The following is a 21043-nucleotide window of genomic DNA, read 5'->3' as shown; positions in this document are numbered from 1 at the left end:
AAATGCCGGAAAACTACCTCGCACTCATCAAGCTCGCTGCTGTCCGAATTTGGCTGCGCGCTTATGAGTCGGTGTCCTAGCCGTCTTGGCCCAGGCGATACAGGACGATCGGCGGCTCGAAAGGGCCGCGATCGAGGACGGTGCGGCGCGGCGCGGGGCCGGTGAGGCCATGAACCAGGAGAAGCGCCAGCACGGCGGCAAGCCCCACCCAGGCCGGTGCCGCGGGGTCCGGCCGCCCGGACAGCTTCCGCGCCATGCGTCTCTCTCCCCTATGCGGCCGGCCGATGACGCGGAACTCGAGGCCGCGTCGTGGTCCATGCCGGTGACGTGGATACCTCAATTCTTTCGCACAATTCGGATCGCGAGTTGAGTCACCGTCGCCCGGCAATATATATTTATTCTATGACATTCACGAATTTCTTATATCGGATCGATATAACTACTTCCCCGGCGCGCGGGACGCCCGGCCGCACCGTCGGTGCGGGACGCCCGGCTGCCGCAGCGGACGGCGAGCTGGCCTGCCGATGAGCGGGGCCGCGCAGGACGGATCCGCCGGGGCCGGCCCGGCGCCGGGGAGTGGCCCGGGCGCGGCGACCGATACCGACTTCTTCGTCCGCTTCTGGGGTGTCCGCGGCAGCGTCGCCTGCCCGTCCCCGGAAACGGTGCGCTACGGCGGCAATACCTCGGCGCTGGAGATCCGCGCCGGCGGCCGGATCCTGCTTTTCGATGCCGGCACCGGCATCCGCTATCTGGGCCGCACCCTGGCGAAGGAGGCGCCGCTGGATGTCGACCTCTTCCTGACCCACACCCATTTCGACCATGTCTGCGGCCTGCCGTTCTTCGGCCCCTTCTTCGATCCGCGCAACCGGTTCCGCCTGCATGCCGGCCACCTGGCGCCGGAACGGGACCTGCGCTACGTGCTGTCGGAGATGATGATGGCGCCGCTGTTCCCGGTGCCGCTGGAGATCTTCGGCGCGCGGCTGTCGTTCCACGACTTCACATGCGGCGACGTCCTGACACCCTATCCCGACATCACCGTGCGGACCGCAGCCCTGAACCATCCCGACCGGGCCACCGGCTACCGGGTGGAATTCGGCGGCCGTGCCATCTGCTATGTCACCGATACCGAGCATGTCGCCGGCAAGCCGGATCGCAATATCCTCGAACTGATCGAAGGTGCCGATATTGCGATCTACGATGCCATGTATACTGACGCCGAACATGGCTGCCGGATCGGCTGGGGCCATTCCACGTGGCAGGAGGGGGCGCGGCTCTGCACCGCGGCCGGCGTCAGGACATATGTGGTTTTCCACCATGATCCGGATCACGACGACGACTTCATGGACGGGGTCGCGCGGGAGGTGGCGGAGGTCTGCCCCGGTGCCGTCGTGGCCCGGGAAGGGCTGGTGCTGCGCCCCTGACCCGGCTCGCGGCCCCGAAGCCGCGCGCAGGCCGGGGCCGCCGGCGCCATGATGCAGGGCATCAAGCGCATGCGGCGCCTGAAGATGGGCCTGCGGACCCTGATGGGCAGCCGCCCCGAGGGCTTCTTCATTCCCTATCGCTACGCGGCGGAGATGCCGCCGCCGGGCAGCCGCGCGGCCTATGACACCGTCGCCGCGCGCTTCGACGCCAGCGGCCCGACCTTCGACGCCTGGCTCGACCGGCTCGACGGCTTTGCCGCCGGCCTGCTGGCGATCGGCGGCGACCCGCCGCCGGCGCCGCGCTGGGGGCAGGACTGGTTCTGCGGGCTCGACGCCGCCATCGCCTATACCATCGTGCGGCACAGCCGGCCGGAACGTATCGTCGAGGTGGGCTCCGGCCATTCGACGCGGTTCATGGCCCGCGCCATCGCCGATGCCCGCGCGGCGGAGGCGCCGTCCTGGCTGCCGGTGTTCACCGCCATCGATCCGGCACCGCGCGCCAGCATCGAGGCGCTGGACCTGACCCTGCTGCGGAAGACGGTCGACAAGGCGCCGGGCAACCTGTTCCGGATGCTGCAGGCGGGCGACATCCTGTTCCTGGATTCCAGCCACATCCTGATGCCCGGCAGCGATGTCGATCTGCTGCTGAACCATATCCTGCCCGGTCTGGCGCCGGGGGTCCTGGTGCATGTGCACGACATCTTCCTGCCCTGGGACTACCCGGCCGACTGGGCGTGGCGCGGCTATAACGAGCAGCTCGCCCTGGTACCCCTGCTCGCCTTCGGCGGGTTCGACCCTGTCTTTGCCAGCCGCTTCGTGCGCCAGACCCGCGGCGAACGGATCGCCGCCGGAGCCCTGGGGCGGCTGGATCCGCCCGCCGGCCCGGAATCATCTCTCTGGATGGTCCGGACCGGCTGAACGGCCGGCCCGTCGGGCGGTGGGATAAGCCGAATCGACTCGAATTGGCACGATTCTCCCGAATGGGCGTGCAATTCCTTTGGTCCTGTCCTATATTCCCTGTCACGGGTGCGTACGAGTAACTGGTACGAGGTGGTGCAATGGTGGATATAGCAGGCGCAGCTGCGGGTCCGCAGCTATACGGGCGCCCTGATCCGCTGGTGAACGGTGCCCAGACCTCCCAGGTTGCCGCAGATGGGGTCGCGCCGGACCAGGCGTCCGGCGTGACAGCGCCCGGCGATCTCGATGCAGAGGGCGACGGGTCCGGCGGCCAGGGCGATTTTGAAAATCCGGCATCCGGCGAGAATATCTTCCAGGCCCAGCTGGCCGGATCGGAAGAAGAGCTTGCCGGGACCGAGCGACCGCTGTCGCCGATCGAGGAAGCGATTCTCGACTTCCCGCCGGACGCAGTGGTTCAGCCTGAGGATACCTTCTCCGCGGCAGCAACCGATGCGGTGAGCCGCCAGACCGGCGCTGCCACGACGACGGCTTCGGCCGAGTCGGGCGACACGGCCGGCAGCGAGGAAGTGTCCGGGCAGTTCGGGGTCAGCGAGACCCAGGCGGCGGAGCAGGCGCAGGCGACCCAGCGTGAGGAAGCGGCGCGTCAGGCCGCCGACGAGGAAGCGAACCGCGAGACGTCGGAACCCCGCACCAACCTCAGCGGTGCCACTGACGATCCGTTCAATATCGCGAACGGTTCTGCGGCATCGCAGTCGGGCTCCGGCAGCCCGGCGGCGCAGCCGCCCGGCTCGACGGTCGATATCGCGGCGTAAGCGGCCTTCCGGCACCGGCCCTGCCGGTGCCCGGGGGGCTGTAGAAGCGTCGCGAACAGGCAAACGTTCAACCAGCGAAGGCCCGGATTCCAGGTGGATCCGGGCCTTTTGCATGGCTGAAACACCACCCGCCGGCCTGGCCGGGAGCGTTGCCAGTCCAGGTGCAGGCGGCTTCGCGGCCGCACTCGTCCTCCCGGCCCTGAGCCCGGATCCATTTCGCCAGCCTTGCGGCTTGCGAACCAGAGACGCTCTCGCAATCCTGCAGTTCGTCGGGGGCCGGAAACGACCGCCCGACGGGGCGAAACCCGTCCAGCTGCCGGCGCAGGCCGAAAAGGCCGGATACCGTCGGGCGATCGCGCCTACTTGTACGGATCGGCGGCGTCGCGCAGCCCGTCGCCAAGGAAATTGAAGGCCAGCACCACCAGGATCACCGGGATCACCGGCGCCATCAGCCAGGGATAGAGCGCCACCACGTTGATGTTCTGCGCCTCGTTCAGCAGCACCCCCCAGGAAGTGATCGGCGGGCGCAGGCCCAGTCCCAGGAAGGACAAGGCCGTCTCGCCCAGGATCATCGTCGGGATCGACAGCGAGGCCGAAGCGATCAGGTGGCTCATGAAGCTCGGCAGCAGGTGACGGCCGATCACCCGGCTTGGCGAGGCGCCCATCAGCTGTGCCGCGGTGGTGAAATCCTCCTCCCGCAGCGACAGGAACTTCGATCGGACGGCACGCGCCAGCCCCGGCCAGTCCAGCAGGCCGAGTATGATGGTGATGCCGAAATAGATCAGGATCGGGTTCCAGGTCACCGGCAGGGCGGCCGACAGGGCCATCCACAGGGGCAGTTCCGGCAGGCTGCGCACCAGCTCGATCAGCCGCTGGATCACGTTGTCGATCCAGCCGCCGTAATAGCCGGAGATGCCGCCCAGGACGATGCCGATGATGAACGAGATCGCGATGCCGAACAGCCCGACGGTCATCGAGATCCGGGTGCCGTAGACGATGCGGGAGAAGATGTCCCGGCCCAGCCGGTCGGTGCCCAGCAGGTACAGGGTCCCGCCCTCCGCGGCACAGGCCAGGTGGAAGCGCATCTCCACCATGCCCCAGAACTCGTAGGGATCGCCGAGGCAGAAGAACCGGATCGGCTGGACCTTGTCCGGATTCTCCGTGTACTCCCGCTTCAGGGTCTTCATGTTCAGCTTGTAGTCGTAGCCGTACACGAAGGGCCCGACGAAGCTGCCTTCATGGAAGAAGTTGATCTGCTGCGGCGGCGCGAAGATCCGCTGCGGATTGCGGCTGTGCAGGTCGTAGGGGGCGATCATCTCGCTGAACAGGATCGAGATGTAGACCAGCAGCAGGAAGATGCCCGAGCCGACCGCCAGCCGGTGGCGGCGGAACTTGAACCACATCATGGTCCACTGGGACGCCATGAAATAGCGTTCCTGCTCCGGCGACATTGCCTCGATCGAATGCGGATCGAAGGGCGCCGGATTGCTCCAGTGCCGCAGTCGGCCGCCCTGCTGGACCTGCGGGGCGCCCGTGTCCGGCTCGCCCGCTGCGGGGCGCGGATCCTCTCCTGCCGTGCGGTCGGTCACTTGGTCGCGCCTCCGGTCAGCCGGATCCGCGGATCCACGATAGCAAGCAGGATGTCAGACACCAGCATGCCGATCACCGTCAGCAGGGCCAGGAACATCAGGAACGAGCCCGCCATGTACTGGTCCTGCGACTGCAGGGCTTCCAGCAGCATCGGGCCGGCGGTCGGCAGGCTCAGCACCACCGACACGATCACCGACCCCGACACCACGGTGGGCAGCAGATTGCCGATATCGGCGATGAACGGATTGAGCGCCATGCGGATCGGATACTTCACCAGCAGCTTCATCGGCGGGACACCCTTGGCCCGGGCGGTGGTGACATACTGTTTCTGAAGCTCGTCCAGCAGGTTGGCCCGCAGCCGCCGGATCATCGCGGCGGTGCCGGCGGTGCCGATGACGATCACCGGGATGATCATGTGGCTGAGGACGGAGCCCACCTTTGCCCAGCTCCAGGGCTGATCGATGTACTGCTGGTCCATCAGGCCGCCGATCGACACGCCGAACCACAGGTTGACGTAATAGAGCAGCACCAGGGCGAGAAGGAAGTTCGGTGTCGCCAGGCCCAGATAGCCCAGCAGGGTGAAGCCGTAGTCGCCGGCGGAATACTGCCGCACGGCCGAATAGACGCCGATCGGGAACGACACGATGTAGATGAACAGGATCGTGGCGAAATTGATGATCAGGGTCAGCAGCAGGCGGTCGCCGATCAGTTCGCCCACCGGCCGGTTATGTTCGAACGACCAGCCCCAGTCCCCCTGCAGCAGGCCCGAGAAGCCGTTCGGCCCCGGCCAGATGCCGATCCAGGCGGCATATTGTTCGATCAGCGGGCGGTCCAGGCCGTAGGTCGTGCGCAGGAAGTCGATCCGTTCCAGGGCCGCATTGTCGCCCTGGGCGCGGAGCTCCTGGATCTTGTTGCTCAGGAAGTCGCCCGGCGGAAGCTGGATGATCACGAAGACGAGCAGGCTGATCACCAGAAGGGTCGGGATCATCACCAGCACCCGATGGGCGAGGTATTTCAGCACGGCAGCTCCCCCGGCCGGGCGGCGGCGCCCGGGTAATGGCCTGGCGACACGATGATGGCGGGAAGCGGCGCCCTCACTGGTCGAACCAGAAACTGTCCGGGCCGTAGATGCCGAAAAAGGCACCCGGGTCCCAGTTGTAGATCGCCTCTTCCGGCACGTTGTGGAGCTTGCGGCTGACCACCACCGGCTGCGGCACCCCGGCGACCACCCCGATGGTGAAGACCTGGTCGGTGTAGAGCGACAGCATCTCGTGCCAGATCCGCTTCTTCTCCGCCGGGTCCTGGGCGTGCAGCCAGTCCTTGTGAAGCTGGTACAGCTGCTTCGGGACCGGCATGTCCGGCGCCTCGCCCGCGGCGCCCTTGGTCTGGTGGTACTGGCCCCATTTCGGCCATTGCAGGCTGTACTGGTCGGTGGGCGCCAGTTCCGCCGGCGACATCTCGAACGTCGGGACACCCATCTCCAGCCCGGTCCAGACCGACATCACGGCATCGCCGGAGAACACCCTGTTCCGCAGCACCGAGCGCTGCGAGGGCTTGGTGAACAGCTTGACGCCGATCTTCTGCCAGTCCTCCCGGATCAGCTCCAGGATGTCGGTCTGCTCGGTATCCTCGCCGGCGGTCTCGACGATGATCTCGACAGGCTGGCCGTTCTCGGGGAACAGGCGGATGCCATCGCCGTTGCGCTCGGTCAGGCCGATCTCGTCCAGCAGCGCATTGGCCTTCTCGATATCCCGTTCCGTCCAGGCGTTCTGGTACTCGTCCCGGTGCAGCGGGCTGCCGGGCAGAACCGTATTGTTGCTTTCCACGGCGAGGCCGAAGAACAGGGTCTGGTTGATCGCCATGCGGTCGATCGCCATCGACAGCGCGCGCCGGAAGCGGACGTCGCGCAGGTATTTCCGCCACACGTCGTCGGTGGCGTTCAGGTTCGGGAACAGCGCGAAATGGGAGCCCTTGGCGGTCCGCCACAGATAGGTGTGGTAGCCGGAGCGCTCCTCGTTCTCCCGCAGGAAGGTATAGTTGGAGAAGGCGATGTTGCGCGCCTGCAGGTCGGATTCCCCCGCCGCCGTCTTCGCCGGAATCAGCGGCGCGGCGGCGGTGTTCATGATCACCTCGTCGATATACGGAAGCTGCATGCCGTCCGGGTCGACCCGGTGGAAATAGGGGTTGCGCACGGCGACGAAGCGCAGCGACGGCGGTTCCGTCGTGTTCATCCAGGGCTGCAGGGTCGGCAGGGCCGGGTTGTCGAAGGCGTAGAGATTGTCGACCGCGTTGTGCAGGGCCGCCCAGTTGCGGACGTTCTGCTCCTCCACCATGCGCTCGATATCGGCCGCTTCCGCATATGTCTTGTGGAACTGCTTCAGGTAGTGGGCCGGACGGTAGATGTAGAGCGGCGAGGTGCCGGCCAGCCGCGGGATGAAATAGGGATTGGGCTGCGACCAGCTGTAGACCACGGTACGGTCGTCCGGGAAGGTCACCTTCGGCCGTTCGCCGTCGATCACCAGTTCGATCGGTGGCCCGGTCGGCGACAGCTCCTCTTCGGTGGCGACATCCTCCCACCAGTAGCGGAAGTCCTCGGCGGTGAAGGGTTCGCCGTCGGACCATTTGTGGCCCGCCCGCAGGGTCATCGTGAAGGTGCGCCCGCCGTCGCTGATCTCCAGGCTTTCCAGGATGTCGGGGCGGATGTTGAATTGCGAATCGTAGCCGACCAGGCGCGCATAGCCGTAGACCACCAGCAGCCGCACGTCGCGCGCCCGTCCGATCAGGGTGTGCAGGGTGCCGCCCGGCTTGCCGACCGTCTGGCCGGAGGCTTCCAGGTCGACCACCATCGGCGGCTGCGGGACCCGGTCCGCCACCGGTGGCAGTTCGCCCTTCGCGACCATTTCGGCAAGGGCCGGTGCCTCCTGCAGCTGCCGCTCGGCCGCGGCGCCGTCGCGGCCTCCGGCAAGCAGCACGGTCGCAGCCAGGCCGAACAGCAACAGGGCCGCGACGGATCCGCGGCGGGCGCCAGGGGTGGCGCCGGAAGTGGCGGCAGGGTGGAACATCACGAAGCAAGCTCCATGGCGTCGGCGGAATCGACGGCGCGGACATAGTGGCCCTCGCCGAGGTGAACCAGGGTCGGCCGGCGCTCGCCATCCACGGTGAAGGGCGCGGGCCAGGCCTCCGGATCCGAGGCCTTGCCCTCCATCAGCGCGGTCAGGTCCAGACGTGCGTCCGGATCCGCCTTCGGCACTGCGGACAGCAGCGCGCGGGTATAGGGATGTACCGGGTTGTTGAACAGGGTCTCCCGCGGCGCGGTTTCCACCAGGCGGCCGGCACACATCACGGCGATGCGGTCGGCGATATAGTCGACCACCGCGAGGTTGTGGGAGATGAACAGGTAGGTCAGGCCCAGGTCGCGCTGCAGGTCCTTCAGCAGGTTCAGGACCTGCGCCTGGATCGACACGTCCAGCGCCGAGACCGGCTCGTCGCAGATCAGCAGGTCCGGCTGCAGCGCCAGGGCGCGGGCGATGCCGATCCGCTGCCGCTGGCCGCCGGAAAAACTGTGCGGATAACGCCGCAGGTAGCGCGGATCCAGGCCGACCAGGGTCATCAGCTCGCGGACCCGTTCGAACCGCTCCTGCCGGTCGCCGATGCCGTGGATCACCAGCGGTTCGGTCAGGATGTCGGCCACCGTCATCCGCGGGTTCAGCGACGAGAACGGGTCCTGGAAGATGAACTGCACCTTGCGCCGGTAGGCGAACAGCGCCTCGTCCTTCAGGTCCAGGACGTCGACCATCGTGCCGCGGTCGTTGAACCGGATCGTGCCGCTGTCGGGCGACAGGGCGCGCATCACCATCTTCGAGGTCGTTGTCTTGCCGCAGCCGGATTCGCCCACCAGGCCCAGGCATTCGCCGCGGCGGATGAAGAAGCTGACATCGTCCACCGCCAGCACCGGTTTTTCCTGGCCGCCGCCGAACCAGCCGCCCTTGCGGATCGTGAAGGCCTTGGTCAGGTGGGAGACTTCCAGCAGCGGGCCGGCGGCATCGGCATCCTCCGGCCAGGCCTGCTTTTCCTTCTTCAGGTGGCCGCCGATCTGGGTCTCGATCTCGCGGATCGGAATCAGCCGCTCGCCCGGCTTCATGTTGAAGCGCGGCACGGCGCGCAGCAGCGCCTTCAGGTAGGGATGCTCGGGCGCCCGGAAGATGTCGTCCAGGGTGCCGGCTTCCATGATCTGGCCGTGGTACATCACCACGATCTCGTCGGCCATGTTGGCGACGACACCCAGGTCATGGGTGATCATCAGGACCGCCATGCCGAGCTCCGCCTGCAGGTCCTTGATCAGCTTCAGGATCTGCGCCTGGATCGTGACGTCCAGCGCGGTGGTCGGCTCGTCGGCGACCAGGATCGCCGGGCGGCAGATCAGCGCCATGGCGATCATCGCGCGCTGGCGCAGGCCGCCGCTCAGCTCGAACGGATAGGTTTCGTAGGCGCGCGACGGGTTGGGAAAGCCGACATGGCCCAGCGTCGCCTCGGTCAGCTCCCGCGCCGTCTTCGCGTCGACCGCGCGGTGCAGCTTCAGCGCCTCGGCGATCTGGTTGCCGATGGTGTGCAGCGGCGACAGCGAGGTCATCGGCTCCTGGAAGATGATCGAGATCCGCCCGCCCTGGAGCCGGCGCATCGCGGCGCTGCCCCGCTTCAGTCGCGCGATGTCGACCGGCGGTCCCTCGGTGCCGGGATCGTCGAACAGGATCTGCCCGCCGGTGATCCGCGCCGGCGCCGGCAGGATGCCCATGATCGCCTGGCTGACCACGGACTTGCCGGAGCCGGACTCGCCGACCAGCGCCACCGTCCGCCCCGCCGGGATCCGGAAGGAGACGCCGCGGACCGCGTGAACGACCCCCTCGTTCACGTGGAACTCGACCTTGAGGTCACGGACCTCGAGGACATTCGCCACTCTTGCGCGCTCCCTCTCCGTGCCGGGCCCGCGGCGGCGGCCCCCCTTTGCCGTCCTGCCGCGCCGGTCCGGCGCATCATTGCCCCGTTCGGGGAGGGAGCCTACGCAATTCCGCCCGGCATCGCCACACGTGCGGCCGCCGCTTCCGCCAAACGGCTGAGGCGGGTGGCGGACATGATCGCCGGTCAGGCCGGCGGCCGGCGTTCCAGGCCCTCCCCGAGGGCCAGCAGGTTGCGTTCCGTGGCAATGCCCAGGGCCAGCCCGTTGCGCCGGGCCGCGGCCTCCGCCTGCCGGGCGATCCGGGGAAAGCCGGAGATCGTCGACAGCATGGTCAGCCGGCCCGCGCGCCCCTTCAGGGTCAGCTGCATCCAGCCCCCGCTGCGGTCGCGGCGTGTCGAGAAATAGCGCAGCGACATGCCCCGCAGGTCCGACCAGTCCAGGCGCCGCCCGGACAGGCCGAACGGAAGTCCGGCCGGCAGGCCGGTCGCCAGGGTCAGGCCGTCGCGGTCCAGGGTCACCACAGTGCCGCGGCGGCGCCAGACTGCGGCGGCGAATGCCGCGAACAGCAGGGCGAGCGCCGCTCCAGCAAGGAACACCGTGCCGCCGGCCGGCGAGATCAGCATCAGGCCCAGCCCCAGGGCCAGACCGACAAGGGCGCGGGCCGCCTCGCCCCAGACCCCTTCCGCCGGATAGGCATGGCGGCTGCCTGCCGCGGCCTCGTCCTGCGGCCCCCGGTCCGCGCCCGGGATCTGCCCCGGCATTCAGGGCGTTCCCGCGAACAGCTGTCGTGGATCCTGCCAGGACGCCGCGGGGTGCAGGGCCAGCCGGTCCGCCAGGCCTTCCAGGAACCGCCAGGTCTCCGAATCGTGCACGGCATGATGGGTCAGGATGCCGGTCGGCTCGTCGGCGTCGACCCGGCCCTGCCGCCGATCGCGCAGATGCGCGACGACCTGGCCGAGGGCCGCCGCCTCCCCGGCGAACACCCGCCCCTCGTGCCAGGCCACCGGGTCGCAATGGCAGTTCACCACCGTGACTGCACCCTCTCGCGCTGCAGCCCGCGGCTTGTAGGCCGAGAGGCCCCGATAGCCGAGCGGGCCGAGGCGGCCACGCAGGACCGGCCCGATCCGGTTCCAGGGCGGCACCAGCACCGACAGCAGCCGCGGTCCCAGAAGTGCCTCCAGCCGGACCCGCCCGTCCCGCAGCGCATTCTCCAGGTCCGGCAGACCGTCGAGGAGCTCCGTCTTCTTGCCCGCACCGCCAGAACGGTCGCGATGGGCGACACCGTGCTGCGCCGCTGCCGCCGCATGACCGGCCAGCAGGTCGGGCAGCGACGGTTCCGCCCAATCCGGCACCGTCGCCAGCAGCGGCACAACGCCATGGGCCGTGGTCAGGTCCAGGAGCCGGGTAAGCGCCGGCGTGGCCGTCCCGGCATCGTCGTCGCGCCACCAGAAGGTGGCGACCTGTCCCGCGGCCGCCCAGCGGGCCAGTTCTTGGTCCAGCGCCGACCAGGTTGCCGCCCGCCCTGCCGTCATCCCGTGCCTCCCGCCACCGCGGCGGCCATCGGATCCGGCACCCGTCAGACCTGCCGTCCGGCGGCCAGTTCCGTCACCAGGCGCGCCGTCGCCGGCCCGCCATCGGTGTCCAGCGGGGTGGCGGGGTCGGCTGCCGGCCGGGTCGCCGCGTCGCAGGCTGCGGCCAGCGCCTGCGGGGTCAGTCCGGTCTGCGGCACCACATGCAGCAGGCGGCGGGCCTGCAGCAGTTCCGCACGCAGGGTCTGCTCCGTTTCCGCCTGTGCGGCATAGGGCACGATCACCGCCGGGACCCGGGCGCGCATCACCTCCATCGTGGTGTTGTAGCCGCCCTGGGAGATCGACAGCCGCGCATTGCTGACCAGGGTCGGGAAGTCGCCGCGCGCGCGCTCCACGACCAGGGCGCCCCTTCCGTCCTCCGCCTGCGCCGCCGCGGCCATCCGCGACAGCTCCTGGAAGGCTTCGTCGCTCTCCGCGATTCCCACCAGCACCCGCCACTGCGCCGCGGCATGGCGCGACAGCGGCTTCGCGGCGATCGCCGCTTCCAGCAGCTGGCGGCCGACGGCGCCGCCGCCGGCGGACACGATGACCTCGTCATGGCCGGGACTGCCGGGCCCGCCGCGACGGCCGGAGGTGTCGACCACGTAGCCGGTATAGCGGATCCGGTCGGCGATCCTGCGGGCATGGGGAAAGGTCCGGTCGAAGGGGATCAGGCTGGGATCGCCATGCACCAGCACCAGGTCGAAATACCGCTCCACCAGGTCGAGCATCTCGTCGTTGCGCTCCGGCTTCGCCTGCGCCACCAGGATGTCGCGCACCGACGACAGGATCGCCGGCCGCGGCCGGGCGGCCAGCGCGGCATCCAGGAGCGGCAGCAGCTCGAAGCGCATCTGCCGGCGGCCGAACGGGAACAGCTCGGTCATCACCACGTCCGGGGCGGTGGCCGCGAACACGGCGAGCAGCCGTTCGCGGCGCTCCGCCTTCCAGCCCTCGTCCACGATCTCGCCGGATTCGTCCACCAGGGTCTTGAAGCTTTCGTCGATCGCCCGGGTGGCGGGAAGCTGCACCAGCGCCGCGCCGCCCAGGTCCAGCCCGGGGATCTCATGCCCGCCGGACACGACGGTAACCGCAAGGCCGGCCTCCTGCATCGCACGGGTCAGGGTCGCCGTGCGCCGCAGATGCCCGATCCCCAGCAGATGCTGGACATAGAACAGGACCTTCGCCATCACCGTACCCCGTTGTTCATGCCGGCCCGGCCCCGTTCCCCGAACGGGCCGGTGCCGCGACCAGCGGCAGGTTGTAGCACCAGGGCCGCGGCCTGCCATCCACCACCAGCATGGCATGCAGCGCCTGCCAATCCAGCTTCGCCGGCGCCCGGCCCAGCATCGGCCAGTCATGCGCCAGCGCCAGCAGGGCGCGGATCACCCCCTTGTGGGTGACCGCCAGGGTGGGCCGGTCCAGCACCGCCAGCCACCGCGACAGGCGGTCCTGCACCATGCGCGGCGATTCGCCGCCGGGCGGCATCAGGTCGAGGCCCTGCGCCTCCGCCGCGGCGAAGCCGGAGCCCGGGTCCCGCCGCAGGTCGGCGGGCCGGCACCCTTCCCATGCGCCCCAGTCCATCTCCACCAGGCTGTCCTCCGCCGTGGCGCCGGGCCAGCCGGGCATGCCCGTGGCCAGGGCCGCCGCCGTCTGGCGCGTCCGCTGCAGGGGCGAAACCCGCACTGCATCGAAGCGCGGCAGGGCAGGCAGGGCTGCGCCGCGCAGCCGCGCCTCCTCCGCCGGGTCCAGGGCGCGCTCCGCCCGGCCCTGCAGCCGGCCCTCCCGGTTCCAGTCGGTGGTGCCATGCCGCAGAAGGCCGAGCACCACCGCGCGGGGCCGCCGGCTCATCCGGCGCCGGCCGCATCCGCGGCCGCCCGATGCGCCGCGGCATCCGCCAGCGCCGCATCCAGCCGGTGGGAGGCCGCGGGCAGGCTGCGTTCCTCAGCCACCCGTGCCGCCGCCGCAGCCCCCATGCGCTGCCGGCGCGGGGCATCCTGAAGCAGCGAGGATACCGCCGCTGCCAGCGCCGCCGGCCGGTCCTCCGCCACCAGAAGCCCGGTCTCCCCCTGCCATACGACGTCGGGCACGCCCCGTGTCGCGCAGGAAACGACCGGGCAGCCCGCCGCGGCCGCCTCCAGCAGGGCCATGCCATAGGCCTCGTTGGCGGCGGGCCAGACATAAAGGTCGCTCGCGGCATAGAGGGCCGGCAGATCGGCTTCCGCAACCTGGCCCAGCCAGCCGACCGGCGCCGCCAGCGGGGCAAGGGCGGCGCGCACCTCCGCCTCCGCCGGTCCGGCGCCGGCCACCAGCAGCTGCCAGGGCGGGGCTGTCTCCAGGCGGGCCAGGGCGGCGGCCAGCCGGCGATAGCTCTCCAGCTTGTCGCCGGCCCGGAACATGCCGACGGCAAGCAGCCAGGCGCGGTCCGGGTCCAGGCCGTAGCGTGCCGCCAGCGCCGCGCGGCCGGTCGACCGCGCTTCGTCGCCGGTCGCGGCGGCGCGGGCGGCCGCGAAGGGCCGATGATCCAGGAACGGCGGCAGCAGGCGCAGGCGCGCCGGCCCGGCGATGGTCGCCACGCCCTGCATGTCGTGCCGGGTGAGGCACAGCAGCATGTCGGCACGGGCGATCGCCGCCGCCGCCCGGGCGAAGCCGTCCGCCCAGGGCCCGCTGCGCCGCTTGCCCGCCACCGACGGCTCGGCGATCAGGTAGGGCAGGCCCAGGGCGGTCGCGATCCGCGGCCCGATGATGTCGGGCGCCTTGTGATAGACGTGATAGGTCAGCCAGGCCTGCGGCCGGGCCTCGGGCCGGGCTTCGTAGGAGGCCAGCAGGCGCGCCGCCTCTTCTTCCGCCGCCGCCGCCAGCTCCGCCTGGCGCCGGCCGTCGCCGGCGGGGTCGTGCATGCGCAGGCTGCTGGCCAGCTCCGCCTCGTGACCGGCCATGGCCAGGGCCTGCAGCAGCAGTCGCGCCATCCGCCGGTCGCCGGACGGGATCTCCGAGACCGGCGGTTTCAGTGGTGCATAGAAGGCGATCCGCATGGCGGACGGCGGCCGGTCAGTGACCGGGGTCCGGCGCGCCGGACGCAGGCCCGGCGCCGATGACGAAGCGGGCGGCCAGGTCGTCGATGCCGCGCTCCATGGCAAAGGCGCTGCGGACCCGTGCCTCGCCGGCGGCGGCGAGCCTTGCCCGCTCCGCCGGATCGCGTCCCAGCCGCCCGATCGCCGCGGCCAGGCCGTCCGGGCTGTGCGGCGCCACCAGGCAGCCCGTCTCGCCGTCGCGGATCAGTTCGGGGATCGCGCTGATACCGGTGGCGATGCAGGCCAGGCGCTGGCTCTGCGCCTCCATCAGCACGTTGGGCAGGCCGTCGCGGTCGCCGTCCTCGGCGATGCGGCTGGCCAGGACGAAAAGGTCCGCCTGCCGCAGCGCTTCCAGGACCGCCTGCTGCGGCTGGGCGCCGCGCCAGTCGATGCGGTCGGACAGGCCCAGCTCCTCGGCCAGGGTGGCGGTCTGTGCCGCCTGGGCGCCGCCGCCGACATGCACGAAGCGCCAGTGCAGGTCCGGCGGCAGCGCGGCGAGCGCGCGCAGCAGGTCGTCATAACCCTTCTTGGCGACCAGGCGGCCGACGGAGAGGATCAGAAGCGGGTCGGCCGGGTCGCTGCCGTCCCGCGACGAGGCCGCCTCCGGGTTCGGCTGGAAGCGACTGAAGTCCAGGCCGTGATAGACGAGGTCGACCGGGCTGCCCCCCGACAGCTCCTGCAGATGGGCCGCGCCATAGGCGGTGCAGGTCACCGCCCAGGCGGCGCCGGCGGCTTGCATGCCCGCCAGCTTCTCCCGCTTCTCCCAGTCGGGGATCGTCCAGATGTCGCGGGCATGGGCCGACACGCTCCAGGGCCGCTCAAGGGCGCAGGCGGCATAGCGCGCCACGGAGGCCGGCGTGTGCAGGAAATGGGCATAGACATGGCCGATGCCGGCAAGCGCGCCCTGGCCCGCCCGGTCGGCGGCCGCCGTCTCGCCTGCCAGGACGCAGGCCTGGCCGAAGCGCCGCACCCGGTTCGGGCTGCGGTCGCGGATCAGGTCCCGCAGCCAGAGCCGGCGCATGCGCCGGTAGCCGGGCAGCCTGCGGGCCTGCCACCAGCCGCGCAGCACGCGCAGCGGCTCGTGCCACAGATATTCCGGCAGGTAGACCAGCGGCGCCTGGATCTCCTGGTGGACGGGATGGCGGTGGCGGTCGGTGGGATGGCGCAGGGAGACGATGGTGATCGCCAGGCCCAGCCGCTCGAGCGCCAGGATTTCCTGCGCGATGAAAGTCTCCGACAGCCGGGGATAGCCTTTCAGGACCAGGGCGACCCGGGTCGGCGGCTTGCGCGCTTCGCTCATCGGCGGCCGGCGGCGACCTGCGATTCCTCCTCGCCGGCACGACCGAGCCAGGGCAGCAGACGGTGATGGACCTCCTCCAGCCCGTCCAGCAGCCCCGGGATCACCACCGAAGACGGCAGCGGCCGTTCGGGCAGGTCGCGCAGGGCGGCGGCCATGACCCGCGGATCGTGCGGCGGCTCCGGCGCCAGCATCCCGACCAGGCCCAGATCGGCCGCGCGCTCCGCCCGGATCGCCTGCTCCCGCCGCGGCGCCGTCCGCGGCAGGATCAGTGCGCGTTTGTCCAGCGACAGGATCTCGCAGAACGTGTTGTAGCCGCCCATCGCCACCAGGCCGACCGCGCCGACCAGCAGGCTTTCCATCCGCGCGCTGAAGGTCATGACATGGACATTGTCCAGGGCATGGGCGCGTTCGTGGAACTCCGCCCGGGCCTCCGGCGGCATGAAGGGGCCCAGCACGATGATCGCCGGGAACGGGATGCCGTCGTCATGTTCGTAGGCCGACAGCACCCAGTCGACCAGGTCCTGGCCATCGCCGCCGCCGCCCGGTGTCACCAGGATGTAGTTCTCGCCGATCTCCTCGGGGATGTCGGCGGGCGGGCTGGTGTCGGTCGGCGCCGGGCGGCGCAGATAGCCGGTGTAGTGGATCTTGCGCCGGATCCCCTTTGACAGCGGCATGCCGTCCAGCGGATCGCAGATGTCGCGCAGGCCGTAGACCCAGATCTCGTCGTAGAGCGTGTCGAGGGCCGGCCGGACATTCTTGCGGCGCCATTCCGGGATCAGCAGCCGCGGCTCGTCCATCACGTCGCGCAGGCCCAGGACCAGGCGGCAGCCGCGCTCCTTCAGATGGGTCAGGGTCGGCAGCACCTCGCCGCGCAGGCCCAGCGGCTCCTTGTCGACGATGAAGACGTCCGGGTCGAAGGTCAGGGCGGTGTGGTGGATGATCGACGACCGGATCCGCAGGGTTTCCTGAATGTCGATATGCAGGCTCAGCGAGGTGTACTTGCCGTTGCGCAGCTTGATCACCCCGGGCACCCGGACGAAGTCGACCCGGCTGCGGAAGTCGAAACTGCCGATGATGGGCGAGCCCGAAAGGATCAGCACCGACAGGTCCTTGTGCCGCTCGACCAGGTCGTGGGCGATCGCGCGGCAGCGTCGCAGATGGCCCAGGCCGAAACTGTCGTGGCTGTAGATCAGGACCCGCCCGCCGCGACTCCCCGTCCGCCGCCAGGACCTGCCCGGTTCCGCCGGTTCCAGACGCTCTGCCTTCATCTGCGTCACCATCGTCGCTCGACGGGCCTGGCCGGTCCCGCACCGGGAACGGTGGCAAGCCCTGGCGGGGCGCGCCCGCCAGCGGCCGCGGGACGCGCCGCACCGGCGCGCACCCTGCTCGGAAGCTTGTCAGTGGGCGGACTATTGCATAGGCGCAGCGGACCACCAAGGCCGGACTTGGCGGCTGCGATGCCCTGGGCGCATGGCGCAATGTCGCAGATGGATGGCGGATTTACCGGCCATGCCGCTTTACTCTAATGTCGCAGCGGGGCCGGCGCTGTCATGACAGCGCCGGCGGGCAGGATAAGCGGGGAGTACGAAGAGGGCGTGTCCGACAAGGGCGGGGATCAGGCCGCGCCGGAGGAATCCGGCAGCACCGGGGAGGCAGGGTCCCGGACTCCGCCGCCGGCACGTTCGGAGCGGCTGGAGCCGGGCATCTACCGGTTCATCCTGCGCTACTCGCTGCGCGACCAGATCATCCTGACCGCGCTGGCGGGCCTGTCGTTCATTCCCTACTACTATTTCCTCAATCTGCCGAAGCTGATCGTCAATCAGGGCATCCAGGGCCAGTCCGACGGGCAGCCGATCGACTTCCCCGTCAACATCCTCGGCTGGGCCACCCTGGACCAGGTGCAGTACCTGCTGATGCTCTGCCTGGCCTTCGTCGGGCTGGTGATCGTCCAGCAGGGCTTCAAGTACGTCATCAACGTCTATCAGGGGATCTCCGGCGAGCGGATGCTGCGCCGGCTGCGCTACCAGCTCTATACGCGGATCCTGCGCTTCCCCCTGCCGACCTTCCGGCGGATGAGCCAGGGCGAGATCATCCCGATCGTCACCCAGGAGGTGGAGCCGCTGGGCGGCTTCATTGCGGAAGCCATCGCCCTGCCGGTGTTCCAGGGCGGCATGCTGCTGACCTCGTTCATCTTCCTGATGGTCCAGAACCCGATCATGGGCCTGGCCGGGGTGGCGCTCTATCCGCTGCAGTTCTGGATCATCCCGAAGCTGCAGCGGCACGTGAACCGGCTGGCCAAGGAGCGGGTGCGCAATGTCCGCCGGATCGCCGACCGGGTGGGCGAAACCATCGGCGGCATCAACGAGGCCCATGCCCATGACGGCGCGATGCGCCTGCGCGCGGACTTCACCCAGTACCTGGGGAAGAACTACTGGATCCGCTTCGAGATCTACCAGCGCAAGTTCGTCATCAAGTTCATCAACAACTTCATGCAGCAGCTGGGCCCGTTCTTCTTCTATGCGATCGGCGGCTACCTGACGATCAAGGGCCAGATGGATGTCGGCACCGTGATCGCCGCCGTCGCCGCGCAGAAAGACATGGGCGGGCCGCTGAAGGAGCTGCTGAACTTCTACCAGCGCAGCGAGGATGCGCGGATCAAGTACGAGCAGGTCATCGCGCAGTTCGAGCCGGACGGGCTGACCAGCGAGCGCCGCCAGACCGAAGAGCCGGAGACGATCCCCGAGCTGAAGGGCGACATCGTCCTGCGCAACCTGACCTACAACGACGAGCAGGACCAGCCGATCCTGGAGAGCGTCAGCGCCACCCTGCCGATGCCGTCGAAAGTGGCGCTGGTCGGCGGTTCCGGCCGTGACGAGATGCTGCAGGTGATCGCCAACCTGCTGGTGCCGCATCGCGGTTCGGTCAGCATCGCCGGCCACGACCTGTCGGACCTGACGGAAGCCGTCACCGGGCGCCGCATCGGCTATGTCGGGCCGGTCTCCTACATCTTCAACGACACCATCGCCGGCAACATGTTCTACGGCCTGCGCCATCGCCCCCTGCATGTGGTGGAGCGCGATTCCGACGCGGAATCCGAATGGCACAGGGAGCTGCGGGAGGCCGTCGCCTCCGGCAATTCCACCGACGATCTGGGCGCCGACTGGACCGACTACGCAGCCGCCGGCGCGAAGGACCCCTCGGAGCTGCAGGCGATCGCCATCGGCGTCCTGCGGATGGTCGAACTGGAAGAGGATGTCTACCAGTTCGGGCTGCGCAGCAGCGCCGACACCTCCGCCATGCCGGACCTGGAGCCCGCCCTGCTGGAGGCCCGCGCCAAGCTGCGGGAACGGCTGCAGGCGGCCGGCTATGACGACCTGGTCGAGGCCTGGGACCCCGACGGCTACAACACCAACGCCACGGTGGCGGAGAACCTGCTGTTCGGCGCGCCGGTGACCGACGGGTTCAAGCTGGACGATATCGGCCAGGATCCCTTCGTCCTGCAGGTGCTCGAGGAGGTCGGCCTGCGCGACCGTTTCCTCACCGCCGGCTACGAGATCGCGGCCACCATGGTGGAACTGTTCGCCGACCTGCCGGCCGACCACGAGTTCTTCCAGCAGTTCAGCTTCATCTCGGCCGAGGACCTGCCGGATTTCGGCAAGATCGTCAGCCGCGTCTCGGTGGAGCGTCTGGACCAGCTCAGCGACGCCGAGCGGCAGATGCTGATGAACCTGCCGTTCAAGATGATTCCGGCGCGGCACCGCCTGGGCCAGATCACCGAAGAGATCCAGGGGAAGATCCTGGAAGCGCGCAAGCGCTTCGCAGAGGAACTGCCGGAGGAGCGCCGGGGCGCCATCGCCTTCTTCGACCCCGACGGCTTCACCCGCGGCGCGTCGATCCTGGACAATATTCTGTTCGGCAAGATCGCCTACGGGCAGGCGCAGGCGGCGGAGCGGGTCGGCGAGCTGATCACCCAGGTGGTGGCGGAAGCGGACCTGCGCGACCAGGTCACCGGTGTCGGCATGAACATGCCCGTCGGCATCGGCGGCGGCCGGCTCTCCGCTTCCCAGCGTCAGCGGCTGGCGGTGGCCCGCGCCGTCATCAAGCGGCCGGACCTGCTGCTGCTGTCGGAGCCGATGTCGGCGCTGGACGCCGGCCAGGAAGAGCGCATCATGGGCAACCTGTTCGAGACCTTCGGCGACCATGGCATCGTCTGGGCCTTGCAGCGGCCGGAACAGGCGGCCAAGTTCGATCACATCCTGTTGATTCAGAGCGGTCGGATCGTTGCCCAGGGCAGCACCGAGGAGATGCAGGCCGAGGACAGCGCGTTCCAGCGCTATCTGGCGGACCGCTAGGTCCGGCCGGCCGGTATCGTCCGCCACGAAAGGGAGGAGGCAGAAGTGAGCCTGCACGAAGAGGTGGAGCTGCTGCGCAACATCCCGATGTTCGCGAAGATCGAGCCGTCGAAGCTCAAGCTGCTCGCCTTCACCAGCGAACGGCTGACCTTCCGCGACGGCGAGGTGCTGTTCCGCCAGGGCGATCCCGGCGATGCCGCCTATATCATCGTCAACGGCCGCGCCGACGTGATCGTCGACACCCCGAACGGGCCGCTGCGGGTCGCCGAACTGAAGAAGAACGACTTCGTCGGCGAGATCGCCATCCTGTGCGACGTGCCGCGCACCGCGACGATCGCCGCGGCATCGGAACTCGTCACCCTGAAGATCTCCAAGGACCTGTTCTTCCGCCTGGTTACCGAGTTCCCCCAGATGGCGGTGGAGATCATGCGCGTCCTGGCGCAGCGCCTGGAAAAGACCACCACAGACCTGCGCGAAGCGACGGCGAAACTCAACGCGCAGTCCGACTGAAACATCCGTACCGACATGAGAATGCGCCGAACTCCGGCGCGGAACGAGGAGTTGCGTTGTGAGTCGCTTGGAGAGTGCCATCCGCCGCCTGCAGGCCCAGGTCGCCTGCATCGACGCGGCTGCCCGTTTGATCGACGGCCTGCCCGGCCCGGTGCTGGAACTGGGCCTGGGCAACGGACGGACCTACGACCATATCCGGGAGCGCATGCCCGGCCGCGAGATCTTCGTCTTCGACCGCGTGATCAACGCGCATCCGGACTGCATTCCGGACGATGCGCACATGGTGCTCGGCGACTTCTCCGACACATTGCCGGGCATCGAGGCGCGGATCACGGAAAAGGCGGCACTGATCCATGCCGATATCGGCTCCGGCGACACGATCGCCACGGCGGAACTGGCGGCGGCGATGGCCCGCCGCCTGCGCAGCTTGCTGGCGGAAGGCGGGGTGCTGACCTGCGACCAGGCTCTCGAGGCGCCTGGGCTGGAGCCATTGCCGCTGCCGGACGGCATCCGGCCCAACCGCTATTTCATGTACCGGGCCGTCTGA

The 21043-nt window shown here is 69.3% G+C and carries 18 protein-coding genes; 6 read left to right on the top strand and 12 right to left on the bottom strand.

What is annotated here, in order from left to right:
* Positions 1-76 precede the first annotated feature (76 nt).
* Positions 77-256: a hypothetical protein gene (locus ACFOGJ_RS08670; RefSeq protein WP_379899460.1), complete on the bottom strand. Its 180-nt coding sequence runs from the start codon at positions 254-256 to the stop codon at positions 77-79.
* A 268-nt stretch (positions 257-524) separates the two neighbouring features.
* Here ACFOGJ_RS08670 and ACFOGJ_RS08665 point away from each other — a divergent pair, with 268 nt between their 5' ends.
* From ACFOGJ_RS08665 to ACFOGJ_RS08655, 3 genes are all read left to right on the top strand, one after another.
* Complete coding sequence (locus tag ACFOGJ_RS08665; protein WP_379899459.1) at positions 525-1421, top strand: MBL fold metallo-hydrolase; 897 nt, start codon at positions 525-527, stop codon at positions 1419-1421.
* A 48-nt stretch (positions 1422-1469) separates the two neighbouring features.
* The gene (locus tag ACFOGJ_RS08660; RefSeq protein WP_379899458.1) at positions 1470-2339 is read left to right on the top strand and encodes a class I SAM-dependent methyltransferase; all 870 of its coding nucleotides are present in this window, start codon (positions 1470-1472) and stop codon (positions 2337-2339) included.
* A 200-nt stretch (positions 2340-2539) separates the two neighbouring features.
* Positions 2540-3151, top strand: a complete 612-nt coding sequence (locus ACFOGJ_RS08655; RefSeq protein ID WP_379899457.1) for a hypothetical protein — start codon at positions 2540-2542, stop codon at positions 3149-3151.
* Positions 3152-3510: 359 nt separating this feature from the next.
* On the opposite strand, the gene ACFOGJ_RS08650 is transcribed toward ACFOGJ_RS08655, so the two are convergent.
* The 11 genes from ACFOGJ_RS08650 to ACFOGJ_RS08600 all read right to left on the bottom strand — a co-directional run bounded on the left by ACFOGJ_RS08650 (position 3511) and on the right by ACFOGJ_RS08600 (position 16902).
* A complete protein-coding gene (locus ACFOGJ_RS08650) occupies positions 3511-4740 on the bottom strand; it encodes an ABC transporter permease (RefSeq protein ID WP_379899456.1) in 1230 nt (409 codons plus the stop codon).
* A complete protein-coding gene (locus tag ACFOGJ_RS08645; protein ID WP_379899455.1) occupies positions 4737-5762 on the bottom strand; it encodes an ABC transporter permease in 1026 nt (341 codons plus the stop codon). Before ACFOGJ_RS08645 ends, ACFOGJ_RS08650 begins: the two co-directional genes overlap by 4 nt.
* A 73-nt stretch (positions 5763-5835) precedes the next feature.
* Complete coding sequence (locus ACFOGJ_RS08640; protein WP_379899466.1) at positions 5836-7803, bottom strand: ABC transporter substrate-binding protein; 1968 nt, start codon at positions 7801-7803, stop codon at positions 5836-5838.
* The gene (locus ACFOGJ_RS08635; protein WP_379899454.1) at positions 7803-9695 is read right to left on the bottom strand and encodes an ABC transporter ATP-binding protein; all 1893 of its coding nucleotides are present in this window, start codon (positions 9693-9695) and stop codon (positions 7803-7805) included. The genes ACFOGJ_RS08640 and ACFOGJ_RS08635 overlap by 1 nt, the downstream gene beginning before the upstream one ends.
* Positions 9696-9880: 185 nt before the next feature.
* Positions 9881-10456 carry a hypothetical protein gene (locus ACFOGJ_RS08630; protein ID WP_379899453.1) on the bottom strand — a complete coding sequence of 192 codons (576 nt, stop codon included), beginning with the start codon at positions 10454-10456 and terminating at the stop codon, positions 9881-9883.
* Positions 10457-11227, bottom strand: coding sequence for a hypothetical protein (locus ACFOGJ_RS08625; protein ID WP_379899452.1), 771 nt, complete (start codon positions 11225-11227; stop codon positions 10457-10459).
* 44 nt (positions 11228-11271) lie between these two features.
* On the bottom strand, positions 11272-12450 hold the full coding sequence (locus ACFOGJ_RS08620) for a glycosyltransferase family protein (protein WP_379899451.1): 1179 nt from the start codon (positions 12448-12450) through the stop codon (positions 11272-11274).
* Positions 12451-12466: 16 nt separating this feature from the next.
* On the bottom strand, positions 12467-13111 hold the full coding sequence (locus tag ACFOGJ_RS08615; protein ID WP_379899450.1) for a histidine phosphatase family protein: 645 nt from the start codon (positions 13109-13111) through the stop codon (positions 12467-12469).
* Positions 13108-14295, bottom strand: a complete 1188-nt coding sequence (locus tag ACFOGJ_RS08610) for a glycosyltransferase family 4 protein (RefSeq protein WP_379899449.1) — start codon at positions 14293-14295, stop codon at positions 13108-13110. The genes ACFOGJ_RS08615 and ACFOGJ_RS08610 overlap by 4 nt, the downstream gene beginning before the upstream one ends.
* 16 nt (positions 14296-14311) lie before the next feature.
* Positions 14312-15634 carry a glycosyltransferase family 4 protein gene (locus ACFOGJ_RS08605; protein WP_379899448.1) on the bottom strand — a complete coding sequence of 441 codons (1323 nt, stop codon included), beginning with the start codon at positions 15632-15634 and terminating at the stop codon, positions 14312-14314.
* Positions 15631-16902 carry a glycosyltransferase family protein gene (locus ACFOGJ_RS08600; RefSeq protein WP_379899447.1) on the bottom strand — a complete coding sequence of 424 codons (1272 nt, stop codon included), beginning with the start codon at positions 16900-16902 and terminating at the stop codon, positions 15631-15633. The genes ACFOGJ_RS08605 and ACFOGJ_RS08600 overlap by 4 nt, the downstream gene beginning before the upstream one ends.
* 327 nt (positions 16903-17229) lie before the next feature.
* On the opposite strand from ACFOGJ_RS08600, the gene ACFOGJ_RS08595 reads away from it, so the two are divergent.
* Genes ACFOGJ_RS08595 through ACFOGJ_RS08585 form a run of 3 tightly spaced genes read left to right on the top strand, consistent with a single transcriptional unit; the run spans position 17230 to position 21043 of the window.
* Positions 17230-19986 carry an ABC transporter transmembrane domain-containing protein gene (locus ACFOGJ_RS08595; RefSeq protein ID WP_379899446.1) on the top strand — a complete coding sequence of 919 codons (2757 nt, stop codon included), beginning with the start codon at positions 17230-17232 and terminating at the stop codon, positions 19984-19986.
* A 45-nt stretch (positions 19987-20031) separates the two neighbouring features.
* Entirely contained in the window at positions 20032-20496 is a 465-nt protein-coding gene (locus tag ACFOGJ_RS08590; protein WP_379899445.1) for a cyclic nucleotide-binding domain-containing protein, read from the top strand.
* Between the two features lie 58 nt (positions 20497-20554).
* On the top strand, positions 20555-21043 hold the full coding sequence (locus tag ACFOGJ_RS08585) for a class I SAM-dependent methyltransferase (protein ID WP_379899444.1): 489 nt from the start codon (positions 20555-20557) through the stop codon (positions 21041-21043).

The sequence above is a fragment of the Marinibaculum pumilum genome (genome assembly GCF_042646425.1).
GTDB classification, from domain to species: Bacteria; Pseudomonadota; Alphaproteobacteria; order Ferrovibrionales; family Ferrovibrionaceae; genus Marinibaculum; species Marinibaculum pumilum.
The sequence above is the reverse complement of the archived record's forward strand: the minus strand, read 5'-3'. Positions and strand labels throughout refer to the sequence as shown.